The organism is Pseudomonas sp. BN102 (genome assembly GCF_029871245.1).
In the GTDB taxonomy this organism is placed as follows: domain Bacteria; phylum Pseudomonadota; class Gammaproteobacteria; order Pseudomonadales; family Pseudomonadaceae; genus Metapseudomonas.
On sequence record NZ_SSON01000039.1, the window covers coordinates 1 to 12,454 of the forward strand.

9 protein-coding genes are annotated in these 12,454 nt (G+C 66.4%); 6 read left to right on the forward strand and 3 right to left on the reverse strand.

Annotated elements, in window-relative coordinates:
• A partial coding sequence (locus tag E8F12_RS06950; protein WP_280324543.1) for an aldehyde dehydrogenase family protein occupies window positions 1-1,257 on the forward strand: 1,257 nt, incomplete at its 5' end.
• 194 nt (window positions 1,258-1,451) lie between these two features.
• Here the strand turns inward: E8F12_RS06950 and E8F12_RS06955 are convergent.
• Window positions 1,452-2,501 carry an AraC family transcriptional regulator gene (locus E8F12_RS06955; RefSeq protein ID WP_280324544.1) on the reverse strand — a complete coding sequence of 350 codons (1,050 nt, stop codon included), beginning with the start codon at window positions 2,499-2,501 and terminating at the stop codon, window positions 1,452-1,454.
• A 298-nt stretch (window positions 2,502-2,799) separates the two neighbouring features.
• Here E8F12_RS06955 and eat point away from each other — a divergent pair, with 298 nt between their 5' ends.
• The 4 genes from eat to E8F12_RS06975 all read left to right on the forward strand — a co-directional run bounded on the left by eat (window position 2,800) and on the right by E8F12_RS06975 (window position 7,938).
• Window positions 2,800-4,167, forward strand: coding sequence for an ethanolamine permease (gene eat, locus E8F12_RS06960; RefSeq protein ID WP_280324545.1), 1,368 nt, complete (start codon window positions 2,800-2,802; stop codon window positions 4,165-4,167).
• Between the two features lie 55 nt (window positions 4,168-4,222).
• Complete coding sequence (locus E8F12_RS06965; protein ID WP_280324546.1) at window positions 4,223-5,617, forward strand: ethanolamine ammonia-lyase subunit EutB; 1,395 nt, start codon at window positions 4,223-4,225, stop codon at window positions 5,615-5,617.
• Between the two features lie 17 nt (window positions 5,618-5,634).
• Complete coding sequence (gene eutC, locus E8F12_RS06970) at window positions 5,635-6,468, forward strand: ethanolamine ammonia-lyase subunit EutC (RefSeq protein WP_280324547.1); 834 nt, start codon at window positions 5,635-5,637, stop codon at window positions 6,466-6,468.
• Window positions 6,469-6,681: 213 nt separating this feature from the next.
• The gene (locus E8F12_RS06975) at window positions 6,682-7,938 is read left to right on the forward strand and encodes an OprD family porin (protein WP_280324548.1); all 1,257 of its coding nucleotides are present in this window, start codon (window positions 6,682-6,684) and stop codon (window positions 7,936-7,938) included.
• 19 nt (window positions 7,939-7,957) lie between these two features.
• Here E8F12_RS06975 and E8F12_RS06980 read toward each other — a convergent pair whose 3' ends face one another.
• Window positions 7,958-10,081, reverse strand: coding sequence for an acetyl-CoA hydrolase/transferase C-terminal domain-containing protein (locus tag E8F12_RS06980; protein ID WP_280324549.1), 2,124 nt, complete (start codon window positions 10,079-10,081; stop codon window positions 7,958-7,960).
• A gap of 205 nt (window positions 10,082-10,286) precedes the next feature.
• Here E8F12_RS06980 and E8F12_RS06985 point away from each other — a divergent pair, with 205 nt between their 5' ends.
• The gene (locus E8F12_RS06985; RefSeq protein WP_280288343.1) at window positions 10,287-10,742 is read left to right on the forward strand and encodes a GNAT family N-acetyltransferase; all 456 of its coding nucleotides are present in this window, start codon (window positions 10,287-10,289) and stop codon (window positions 10,740-10,742) included.
• A 43-nt stretch (window positions 10,743-10,785) separates the two neighbouring features.
• On the opposite strand, the gene E8F12_RS06990 is transcribed toward E8F12_RS06985, so the two are convergent.
• The gene (locus tag E8F12_RS06990; RefSeq protein ID WP_280324550.1) at window positions 10,786-12,372 is read right to left on the reverse strand and encodes a protein kinase; all 1,587 of its coding nucleotides are present in this window, start codon (window positions 12,370-12,372) and stop codon (window positions 10,786-10,788) included.
• Window positions 12,373-12,454 lie beyond the last annotated feature (82 nt).

Here is a 12,454-nt window from a genome sequence, read left to right on the forward strand (position 1 = left end):
GACCGCATCGAACAGAACCTGGAAGTCCTCGCCGTCACCGAGACCTGGGACAACGGCAAGGCCGTACGCGAGACCCTGAACGCCGACATCCCGCTGGCCGTCGACCACTTCCGCTACTTTGCTGGCTGCATCCGCGCCCAGGAAGGCGGCGCCGCCGAGATCAACGAGAACACCGTCGCCTACCACATCCACGAGCCGCTGGGCGTGGTCGGCCAGATCATCCCCTGGAACTTCCCGCTGCTGATGGCCGCCTGGAAGCTGGCCCCGGCGCTCGCCGCCGGCAACTGCGTGGTGCTCAAGCCGGCCGAGCAGACCCCGCTGTCGATCATGGTATTGGCGGAAATCATCGGCGACCTGCTGCCGCCGGGCGTGCTCAACATCGTCCAGGGCTTCGGCAAGGAAGCGGGCCAGGCCCTGGCCACCAGCAAGCGTATCGCCAAGATCGCCTTCACCGGCTCGACTCCGGTGGGCGCGCACATCATGCATTGCGCGGCGGAGAACATCATTCCCTCCACCGTCGAACTGGGCGGCAAGAGCCCGAACATCTTCTTCGAAGACATCATGCAGGCCGAGCCGGCTTTCATCGAGAAGGCCGCCGAGGGCCTGGTGCTGGCCTTCTTCAACCAGGGTGAGGTCTGCACCTGCCCGTCCCGCGCCCTGGTGCAGGAGTCGATCTTCGAACCCTTCATGGTCGAGGTGATGAAGAAGATCAAGGCGATCAAGCGCGGCGACCCGCTGGACACCGAGACCATGGTCGGCGCCCAGGCCTCCCAGCAGCAGTACGAGAAGATCCTCTCCTACCTCGACATCGCCCAGCAGGAGGGCGCCGAACTGCTCGCCGGCGGCAGCTCCGAGCGCCTGGGTGGCGACCTTTCCAGCGGCTACTACATCCAGCCGACCTTGCTCAAGGGCCACAACAAGATGCGCGTGTTTCAGGAAGAGATCTTCGGCCCGGTGGTGGGCGTGACCACCTTCAAGGATGAGGCCGAGGCCCTGGCGATTGCCAACGACACCGAGTTCGGCCTCGGCGCCGGCCTCTGGACCCGCGACATCAACCGCGCCTACCGCATGGGCCGTGGCATCAAGGCCGGCCGCGTGTGGACCAACTGCTACCACCTGTACCCGGCCCACGCTGCCTTCGGCGGCTACAAGAAGTCCGGCGTCGGCCGCGAAACCCACAAGATGATGCTCGACCACTACCAGCAGACCAAAAACCTGCTGGTGAGCTACGACGTCAATCCGCTGGGCTTCTTCTGATACCTGGCAGCTGAAAGAAAAAACGCGGCTTCGGCCGCGTTTTTTATTGTCCGGGTGAGTACTGCTTGTAGGGGCGAATTCATTCGCCAAGCAGGCCAAAGGTCTGCCTCTGGGCCTTGCAGGGGGCTGCTGCGCAGCCCTTGGCGATTGAAATCGCCCTTACAGGAAACGCAGCTCCGTCGTTTGGGTCTGCCTCAGCGCTCGTCGCCCCGCCACTGCCGCGGACTCACCCCGAACCAGCGGCGGAAGGCACGGGAGAAGGCGCTGGTCTCGGAGTAGCCGAGCAGCGCCGCCAGCTCGGAAATCGGCCGGCGTTGACGCAAGTAGTGCAGCGCCAGCTCGCGGCGGGTCTGCTCGACCAATTGGCTGAAACTGAGGCCCTCCTCGCGCAGGCGCCGCTGCAATCCGGCCGCCGTCAGTTCCAGGCGCTCGGCGATCAGCTCCAGCGATGGTTCGCCCTCGGCCAGGGCCAGACGGATCTGAGTGCCGGCCTCCTCCACCAGGCTCGGCCGGACGCTTTGTTCACCCAGGCGGCGGATCACGTCCTGGACCAGGAACAGCAGCGTCGGGTCGCGCTCGGGCATCAATTGCCCCTGCAGGTCGCGCTTGGGCACCAGCAGCGAGTTGCAGGTCCTCTCGAATTGCACCTGGGCACCGAACGCCTTGACGTGTTCCTGCCAGCCCTCCGGACGCGCATGCTCGAAGGTTACCGCGCGCGGCGCCCAGTCGCGGCCGAGTACGTGCCGCAACAGGTTGAGCGCCATGCCCATGGTCAGCTCGGCATCCTGGCGGCGATCGAGGATCGCGCCGTGGCGCACCAGATAGTCGAAGCGATAGCACTCACCGCAATCCACCAGGCGGATCAAGGTGCTGTGCTGGTGATAGGGGAAGGCCGCGGCGAAATTCTTCAGGGCCTCTTCCAGGGTCTCGGAACACAGCCCGACATAGCCCAGCAGGCCGAGGGCCTGCGGTTGGAATTGCTGGCCATAGCGCAGGCCGAAATTGTCGCAGCCCGATTGCCGGGCCGCCTCTTCGAGTACCTGGCAGTAGTTGGTCAGGGCCAGGCTGAGCGCGGGGTGGCGCAGCTGTTCGGGGTCGATCCCGGCGCGGCCGAAGATGCGGTCGAGATCGCCACCCTGGCCAGTGATGAAACTGTCCAGGCCGCTGGCGGCAGCCGACAGCACGCCGACATTACTCATCAGCGGAGCGGTGAGGCTGGCACTCGGGAACAGGAGCTGGCTCATTGCAGGCTACCGGATCTTTTTTTGAACGAGCATTCAAGCAAAACCCGTGCCTCGCCCGGACACGGCGGAATGCGGCCGCGCCGGGCGCTCTACGCAGGGCCGCGAGCCATTGCCGGGCATTCTCGTCGGCCATGCCCCGGATCGGGGCAACCGGCATATTGGGGCGATGGGTAACAGGTGAGGCACGACTTGACCGCAGGTGCGCGGATGCGAGCCCGACGGTCAAGTCCTGGGGGTCGGTTGGCCGATAAGCTCGGAGCCAGGTAACCCGTCCACGCCTGCGGGCAGAGGAGTCGCAATGAGCGCATCACAACTAAAACCAACACTGGGCACCTTGCATCTCTGGGGCATCGCCGTGGGCCTGGTGATCTCCGGCGAATACTTCGGCTGGAGCTATGGCTGGGGCGCCGCCGGCACCCTCGGCTTCCTGGTCACCGCGCTGCTGGTGGCGACCATGTACACCTGCTTCATCTTCAGCTTCACCGAACTGACCACCGCCATTCCCCATGCCGGCGGCCCCTTCGCTTACAGCCGCCGCGCCTTCGGCGAGAAGGGCGGGCTGATCGCCGGGATCGCCACCCTGATCGAGTTCGTCTTCGCCCCGCCGGCCATCGCCATGGCCATCGGCGCCTACCTCAACGTGCAGTATCCGGAGCTGGACCCGAGGCACGCCGCCGTGGGTGCCTACTTCGTGTTCATGACCCTGAACATCCTCGGCGTCAGCATCGCCGCCGCCTTCGAGCTGGTGGTGACCATCCTGGCAGTTGCCGAGCTGCTGGTGTTCATGGGCGTGGTCGCGCCGGGCTTCAGCTTCAGCAACTTCGTGGTCAATGGCTGGGCCGGCTCCAATGAGTTCGGCGGTCATGCCATTTCCGGCATCTTCGCCGCCATCCCCTTCGCCATCTGGTTCTTCCTCGCCATCGAGGGCGCGGCCATGGCGGCGGAAGAAGCCAAGGACCCGAAACGCACCATCCCGCGCGCCTACATCGCCGGCATCCTGACCCTGGTGTTCCTCGCCATCGGCGTGATGATCATGGCCGGCGGCGTGGGCGACTGGCGCCAGCTTTCGGGAATCAACGACCCGCTGCCCCAGGCGATGAAAGCCGTGGTCGGCAACGACTCCACCTGGATGCACATGCTGGTGTGGATCGGCCTGTTCGGCCTGGTGGCCAGCTTCCACGGCATCATCCTCGGCTACTCGCGGCAGTTCTTCGCCCTGGCCCGCGCCGGCTACCTGCCGCGCGGCCTGGCCAAGCTGTCGCGCTTCCAGACCCCGCACCGCGCCATCATCGCCGGCGGCGTGATCGGCATCGCCGCCATCTACAGCGACGGCCTGGTGAACCTGCAGGGCATGAGCCTGACCGCGGCGATGATCACCATGAGCGTGTTCGGCGCCATCGTCATGTACATCATCAGCATGCTCAGCCTGTTCAAGCTGCGCGTCAGCGAGCCGAACCTGGAGCGCAGTTTCCGCGCGCCGGGCTACCCGGTGGTGCCGGCCATTGCGCTGATCCTCGCGGTGGTCTGCCTGCTGGCCATGGCCTGGTTCAACACCTTGATCGGCATGATTTTCCTTGGCTTCATGGTTGCCGGTTACATCTACTTCCAGTTCACGGCCCACCATCGCGCCAGCGCACCGGCCGATGCCCTGCTGAACCGCGCCTGACGCAAACCGCGCCCCGCCACGGCAAGGCGGGGCGGCTTATCTAGGAGAGCTTCGAGTGAGCAGTTTTTCCCACATGGTCGGCGGCGAGACCTGGCGCTTCGACAGCCTCAAGGAAGTCATGGCCAAGGCCAGTCCGGCGCGCTCCGGCGACTACCTGGCCGGCGTCGCCGCGGCCAGCGATGGCGAGCGCGTCGCCGCGCAGATGGCCCTGGCGGACATCCCCCTCAAGCACTTCCTCGACGAGGCGCTGATCCCCTACGAAGAAGATGAAGTCACCCGCCTGATCATCGACAGCCACGACCGCGCCGCCTTCGCCCCGGTCAGCCACCTGACGGTGGGTGGACTGCGCGACTGGCTGCTCAGCGAGCACGCCGACGAAGCCAGCCTGCGTGCCCTCGCCCCCGGCCTGACGCCGGAAATGGCCGCAGCCGTGTCGAAGATCATGCGCGTGCAGGACTTGGTGCTGGTGGCGCAGAAGATCCGCGTGGTCACGCGCTTTCGCAACACCATGGGGCTGCGCGGCCGGCTCTCCACCCGGCTACAGCCCAACCACCCCACGGACGACCCCGCCGGCATCGCCGCGAGCATCCTCGACGGCCTGCTCTACGGTAATGGCGACGCCATGCTCGGGATCAACCCGGCCACCGACAGCATCTCCTCCATCTGCGCCATGCTGGAGATGCTCGACGCCATCATCCAGCGCTACGAAATCCCCACCCAGGCCTGCGTGCTGACCCACGTCACCACCTCCATCGCCGCCATCGAGCGCGGCGTGCCGCTGGACCTGGTGTTCCAGTCCATCGCCGGCACCGAGGCGGCCAACGCCAGCTTTGGTATCAGCCTCAAGATTCTCCAGGAAGGTTACGAGGCCGGCCTGTCGCAGAAGCGCGGCACTCTGGGCAACAACCTGATGTACTTCGAGACCGGCCAGGGCAGCGCGCTGTCCGCCAACGCCCACCACGGCGTAGACCAGCAAACCTGCGAAACCCGCGCCTATGCCGTGGCCCGGCACTTCAACCCCTTCCTGGTCAACACGGTGGTGGGTTTCATCGGCCCCGAATACCTCTACAACGGCAAGCAGATCATCCGCGCCGGGCTGGAGGACCACTTCTGCGCCAAGCTGCTGGGCGTGCCCATGGGCTGCGACATCTGCTACACCAACCACGCCGAGGCCGACCAGGACGACATGGACATGCTGCTGACCCTACTCGGGGTGGCCGGCATCAACTTCATCATGGGCATTCCCGGTTCCGACGACGTGATGCTCAACTACCAGACCACCTCCTTCCACGATGCCCTCTACGCCCGCCAGAGCCTGGGCCTGAAGCCCGCACCCGAATTCGCAGCCTGGCTGGAGCGCATGGGCATCCTGGTGCAAGCAGACGGTCGGGTGCTGCTCGGCGATCGACTGCCGCCGGCCTTCCGCCAGGCCATTGCACGACTCGCCTGAATTCCGAGGAGAGACGGATGAAGACCCCACGCCAGTTCACCGGCCACACCGCCAATCCCTGGGAAGAGCTGCGTCGCCTGACGCCCGCACGCATCGCCCTGGGCCGTGCCGGAACCAGCCTGCCCACTGCCGCGCAGCTGAACTTCCAGTACGCCCATGCCCAAGCGCGGGATGCGGTGCACTTGCCTTTCGACCATGCCGGCCTGACCGCGAAGCTGACCGAACGCGGCCGCGATACCCTGCTGCTGCACAGCGCCGCCGCGGACCGCGACACCTACCTGCAGCGCCCGGACCTGGGCCGACGCCTGGATGCCGCATCCAGGGAAAAGCTGCTCCAGCATGCCCAGGCCAACCCCGCTGGTTACGACCTGGCGGTAGTGGTGGCCGACGGCCTCTCCGCCCTCGCGGTGCAGCGCCACAGCCTGCCCTTCCTCGAGCGCATGGAAGAGCAGGCCCTGGCCGAGGGCTGGTCGCTCTCGCCCGTGGTTCTGGTGCAGCAGGGCCGCGTCGCGGTGGCGGATGAAGTGGCGGAACTGCTGGGCGCGAAGATGGTGGTGATCCTGATCGGCGAGCGCCCGGGCCTCAGCTCGCCCGACAGCCTCGGCCTCTACTTCACCTATGCACCACGCGTGGGCCTGACCGACGCCTACCGCAACTGCATCTCCAACGTGCGTCTCGAAGGCCTGAGCTACGGCATGGCTGCCCATCGCCTGCTTTACCTGATGCGCGAGGCCTGCCGGCGCCAACTGTCCGGGGTCAACCTGAAGGACGAGGCCGAGGTGCCCTCGCTGTCCGGTGAACCCGACCGCGCCTTGGCGGGCAATTTCCTGCTGGCCAGCGACCATCATTGAGGCGCCAATGGCGCATTTTCGGAGGATCGAGCAAGGACTTCGGAGTTCTGGGCTGGAACAGTGCGGCCGGATCGGGGGAAAATCGCTCGCGCCATGCGCGCGACCGCTCTAGACCGACTGTCATACGGCGCGCGCGACAACGGAACGTTGGCTGGAAAAAGTCAATTCCGCCCAGGAAGGCGAATGCCTCGAACACCATCAGGAGCACCCGTGATGCAACTCAACCCTCTTAGCGCACTGGCGCTGGCGGTTTCCGCCGCCGTCAGCCTTCCCGTCATGGCCAGCGAGCAGTCCGAATCCAAGGGCCTGATCGAGGACGCCAACGCCACCCTGCTGCTGCGCAACGCCTACTTCAACCGCGACTTCAAGGACCACACCAACGACGCCAAGGTCTGGGGCCAGGGCTTCATCGGCACCTTCGAGTCGGGCTTCACCCAGGGCACCCTCGGCTTCGGCTTCGACGCCTATGGCCTGCTGGGCGTGAAGCTGGACAGCGGCCGCGGCCGCAACTACACCGCCTTCTTCGACACCGACAGCGACGGCCATCCGGTGGATGACCTCTCCGAAGCCGGCGGCGTGCTCAAGCTGCGCGTTTCCAATACCGTGCTCAAGTACGGCAACCAGTTCCCTTCCCTGCCCGTGCTGGCCCATGACGACAGCCGTCTGCTGCCCCAGGCCTTTACCGGCACCCTGGTGACCAGCAAGGAAATCGAAGGCCTGGAACTGAACGCTGGCCACTTCACCGGCGACAGCCCGATGGGCGACCCGGCACGCGACCCCAACCATCTGAAAAGCATCGACGTGGTGGGCGGCAGTTACACCGTCACCGACGACTTCAGCGTGGCGCTCTACCACTCGGACGTGGAGGACATGTACAAGAAGTACTACGCCAACCTGAACTACAACATTCCGTTCAACGACGAGCAGGCGCTGAACTTCGACTTCAACATCTACCGCACCAAGTACGACGACGGCTCGGCCGCGGCCCTGGCCTTCGGTGGCGACGGCCAGGACGACAAGAACACCCTGTGGAGCCTCGCGGCCAAGTACAGCATCGGCGCCCACGCGTTCATCATTGCCCACCAGCGCAACACCGGCGATGCCGGCTACGCCTACGACTTCGGCGATGGCGGCAGCACCATCTACGTGGCCAACTCCTACTACTCGGACTTCAACCTGGAAGACGAGCGCTCCTGGCAGGCCAGCTACGAGCTGGACTTCAGCACCTACGGCGTGCCGGGCCTGAGCTACAAGTTCGCCTACGTGCGCGGCACCGACATAGTCGCCGGCGGCGAGACCGATGGCACCGAGCGGGAGATCTTCAACCAGTTCAAGTACGTGGTTCAGGACGGCCCGGCCAAGGACCTGTCGTTCAAGCTGCGCAACTCCATCTACCGCGCCGACAACCAGGTGGGCCCGGACCTCAACGAAGTCCGCGCCTTCATCGAGTACCCCCTCAGCATCCTCTGATGCCCTTCCCGCCTCAGGGTCACCTGCTCGCCGCGGTGGCCTTGAGGCCGGCCAATACCAGTTTCTGGTAAAGCTGCTCGCGCAGGCCTGCCGGCGCGAGCAGCCCCATCCGCTCCAGGTGCTCGGCGTAGGCCGCCGGGTCCGGCAGGTCGAACAGCGCCGCCATGCCCAGGTCGAGGATCTCGCCGAGCTTCAGCTTGCTTTTCAGCCAGCGCAGGGCCCGCAACAGATCCTGCTCCACCGGGGTGAAGTCGCAGCCCAGCGGGTACTCGACGAACAGCTGCGGATACTCGCCGCGCAATGCCACCAGCCGCCACGGCGTGTTCTGCCGCCAGACCGGGTCCAGCACGAAGTCCTCGGGCAACTTGCCGGCCAACTGCGCCTCGGCGATCAGCCCATCCTGGAAGCGCGAATCGGCGATGCGCAGCATGGCCTCGATCACCTCGGCGTCATTCTTGCCGCGCAGGTCGGCGATGCCGTACTCGGTCACCACAATGTCGCGCAGGTGCCGGGGAATGGTGGTGTGGCCGTAGTCCCAGACAATATTGGAACTGGCCTCGCCGCCCGACTCGCGCCAGCTGCGCAGCATCAGGATCGAACGTGCGCCTTCCAGCTCGTGGGCCTGGGCGACGAAGTCGTATTGGCCGCCGACGCCGCTGAGCACACGGCCATCCTCCAACTGGTCGGCGACGCCGGCACCCAGCAGGGTGACCGTGAAGCAACTGTTGACGAAACGGGCGTCGCGCCGTTGCAGACGCTTGAGTGCTTCGTTGCCGTGGAGGCGGTTGACGAAGCTGATGGCGGTCATCGAAATGCGCCGGCGCTGCTCCTCGCGCAGGGTGCGCAAGCGCTCGTAGAAGGCTTGCGGCCCGAGGAAAAAACCGCTGTGCACCAACACGCCCGCCTCGGCCCTGCCCCAGTACGGCTGCAGTGCCGGGTGGCGGATATCGCAGGCGATGCTGTGGCAATCCGGCAGGCGCAGCCGCCCTTCCTCGAAACGAATGCACTCGTCCAACAGGCCCCGGCGCTGCAGCCAGGCCAGGCCTTCGGCATCCAGGCCCCGCGGCAGCTGCTCGGCCAGGGCGTCCAGGCTGGCGACGGCGCCGTCGCCATCCAGCACCCCGGCATCGGCCAGGCGCTGCAGATCGATGTCGTCATGCACCGGGCGCCGCACGATTCCCACCTCCAGCAGCACCAGCAGGCCGAGCATGAACATCTCGCTGTTGGCATAGAGCCCCCTGGCGAAGGGTGCCATGCCGCCTTCCCGGTCGATCAGCCCACCCCAGCGCTGCGGCACCCCCATGGCCTCCAGCAGCGCCCGGTAGCTGGCGTTGTCGGCCTGGCGGGCGAGTAGCGCGGCGGTCAGGCCATCGGCCATGGCACCTATGCCCACCTGCAGGGTGCCGTCGTCGCGTACCAGGGTGCTGACGTGCAGGCCTATGGCGTGATCCTGCAGGCTCACCGGCATATTCGGGGTAGAGAACAGGCGGCTGCGCTCCACCTTCTCCAGCACCAGGTCGAAGGTGTCGGCCTCCACCTCGGCTGGCCCCGGCATGTAGGGCAGGTCGGCATGTACCTGGGCCACCAGCAGGATGCTCTCCCCTGCGGCCCGCCGCTGGCGCAGGCCCGGCAGCAGGTCGAGGGTGATGTCCGGATTGCAGCTCAGGCTGAACAGCCCCGGGCTTTCCGCGCGGCTGGCTACCAGCTGGGCCACCAGGTTAATACCCTTGCGCTGCAGGTCGCGGGCCACCTGGCTGTAGTTGAGGCTGACGTAGTGCTGCTGGGCCAGCGGGTTGTCCAGCTGGCTGGCCGGCTGCAGGTAGAACTCCTCCACCTGCACGTTCGCCGGCAGCTCGCCGCAGCGCAGGTCGCTCAGGTAGTCCAGCTCCAGGTAGTCGCCATAGATCCGCCGCAGGAAGGGGCCGCTGAAGCGCTGTTCAAGTTCGCTGCCGGGCTGGGGTTTGGCCAGGGACAGGCCGGTGTAGATCGTCAGCTGCCGCTCGGGCAACGCCTTGATGCGCCGGTAGAGCGCGTTGACGAAGCGGTTCGGCTTGCCGAGGCCGAGCGGGATGCCGAGGCGAATGGGCCCGTCGATGCGCTCCAGCACCTGGTCGACGGCCTGTTCAAGCGGGCAGCGAATCACGGTGCATCCCTCCGTGGCGGGCGTTGATGAAGGTTGGACCGGTCCGACCGGCGTTTTGCTCAGCACCTGCGGTTCTTCAGCATCAACCATTCAAACGCTTGCTTGGATTGCGCTTTCCATAAATTGTGGTGCAGGATCGACCCCGTTGGCTGGCACACCATCTGCATTGCCAATCAAGCCCCATCCACAGATACCGAGGCCCATCATGCGCATCGTCCAAGCCACCCTGGAGCACCTGGACCTGCTTACGCCGCTGTTCGTGAAGTACCGTGAGTTCTATGGTGAACTGCCGTTTCCGGAGTCCTCGAGAAAGTTCCTGGAGAAGCGTCTGAGCCGCCAGGAATCGGTGATCTACCTCGCCCTAGCGGATGAGGACGACCGTCTGCTGGGCTTCTGCCAGCTCTACCCGAGCTTCTCGTCCCTGGCCCTGAAGCGCGTCTGGATCCTCAACGACATCTACGTCGCCGAGGACGCCCGCCGCCAGCTGGTGGCCGACCGCCTGCTACAGACGGCGAAGAAGATGGCCCGGGAAACCAATGCCGTGCGCATGCGCGTGTCCACCAGCGTGAGCAACGAGGTGGCGCACAAAGTGTACGAGTCCATCGGCTTCCACGAAGACACCGAATTCAAGAACTACATCCTGCCGATCAACAGCGACTGAAGCCTGTCCCCAAGCCCGGACCTAGGGGTCCGGGCTCTCCCTCCTAGCCCAACCCCAGCCAGAGCCCCAACAGCAGTGGCAAGCCCAGCAACACCAGCAGGGCGACGTGCAACGACCTGCCGCGCCTGACCGCCGGTTTTTGCCTGCGCGCCTGTTCCAGGAGCCGCTCCAGCGCCAGCTGGAATTCCGACAGGGCCTCGAAGCGCGCCCGAGGTTGCGGCGCCAGGGCCTTGGCCAGCACCCCGTCCCAACCTTCCGGCATCCCTGGGACGATACCCGCCAGGGGTACGTAGCGACTGGCCTGGCCGCCCTCCGGGCGCGCCACTTCCGGCCACTGGCCGCTGAGCAGCCAGTAGGCCAGCGCGGCCAGGGCGAACTGGTCGGCGCCACCGTCCAGCGCGCGGCCATGTCGCAGTTCCGGCGCCAGCGGCACCGCCTGGGAAGGCGCGACCTGACGGGCCACGCCTGGCAGGATCGCGGCGAACTCCGGCAACAGCAGCAGGCGGCCGCGCTCGTCCAGCACTATCTGCCGGGGGTTCAACCAAAGCCCCTGCATCCCGCGCCGTTGCAGTGACCGAATGGCCTCGATCAGTTGCACCAGCAAGCCCATGGTGTCTTCGGCGGATAGCGGCCTGCGGCCCTCCATCCTCCTCGCCAGGCTCTCTACCCCGGCAGGCGGCAGGGCGAACAACAGAAAGGCATGCCGGCGGCATTGGCGCGGCGAAAGCACCTGGGGCAATGTCGTCACCGGGCTGCGCCGCAGCACCCACTCGCGCTGCCAGAAGGCTTCGTCGGCATCGCCCTCGGCCAACCAGAGCAAGGCCTCGCGGCCATCCTCCCGGGCCCGGAACAGCCGGCCGGGAGGTCCGTAGTCACAGGCTTCGAGCAGGGTCCAGCCATCGACCTGGGTACCCGGCGCGGCGCCTTCCAGCCTCGGCCAATGGCCAGCGGGAGCGGAAGGTGGCAGGAAATGGGGCTCCCCCGGCAACACCAGGGCGGCGGCGCCGGGCGCGCTCAGTAGAGGCTCCAGAAGGCCTCCCAACTGGCCAGGCTGCAGGTTGGCGCAGGCTTCACGCAGGCCCAACAGGTCGGCCACTTCCAGCAATGGCTGGGGCGCCAGCAGCAGGGGCTGGTTGGGTGTCAGCGGCAGGCTGTGCTGGATCAGCGCCAGCTCAGCCTGGCCGCCCAGGGGATTGTCGCGACCCACCAAGGCGTGCGACGCCTCGCCCTGGAAGCGCACCAGGCCGACCGCACCGGCCTGGAAGAACTGCGCCTCGCCGTCCTGCACCAGCAGCAGGCCGGCGCTCAGGTCGGGAACGCTCTCACCGGCCTGGCGGCGGCGAAACAGCTGCAGGTTGAGCGCCGCCAGCACCTGCCGCGCTGCCTGGGCCTCGCTCCAACCCTCGGGGGTGCAGGCATAGTCGGCGAAGAGCGCGTCCAAATAATGCCCCAGCATTGGCACCACGTTGGTGCAAGAGCGCCCCCAGAGCAGGGCCACCAGCAGCAACGGCGGGCGGCCCTGGCGTCCCGCCACCCAGGTCGCACGAGCCCGGGCCGCCTGGCTGGGCAGGTCCAGGCCGTGCCCCTGGGCCAGGCTCAGGGCGGGGTGTTCCAGTAGCTGCAAGGGCATGGGCGAGCATCCAGATCAGGGAAATCAATGGAAACAGTTGCAGCCTTCATGCCGTTCACCATTCGCCCAACTACTCGCCGTG

Bases quoted from the DNA above. Each gene is read 5' to 3' on its own strand.
- E8F12_RS06955 (WP_280324544.1), bottom strand. From the start codon at position 2,501: ATGAGCCAGCTCCTGTTCCCGAGTGCCAGCCTCACCGCTCCGCTGATG.
- eat (WP_280324545.1), top strand. From the start codon at position 2,800: ATGAGCGCATCACAACTAAAACCAACACTGGGCACCTTGCATCTCTGG.
- eutC (WP_280324547.1), top strand. From the start codon at position 5,635: ATGAAGACCCCACGCCAGTTCACCGGCCACACCGCCAATCCCTGGGAA.
- E8F12_RS06975 (WP_280324548.1), top strand. From the start codon at position 6,682: ATGCAACTCAACCCTCTTAGCGCACTGGCGCTGGCGGTTTCCGCCGCC.
- E8F12_RS06985 (WP_280288343.1), top strand. From the start codon at position 10,287: ATGCGCATCGTCCAAGCCACCCTGGAGCACCTGGACCTGCTTACGCCG.
- E8F12_RS06990 (WP_280324550.1), bottom strand. From the start codon at position 12,372: ATGCCCTTGCAGCTACTGGAACACCCCGCCCTGAGCCTGGCCCAGGGG.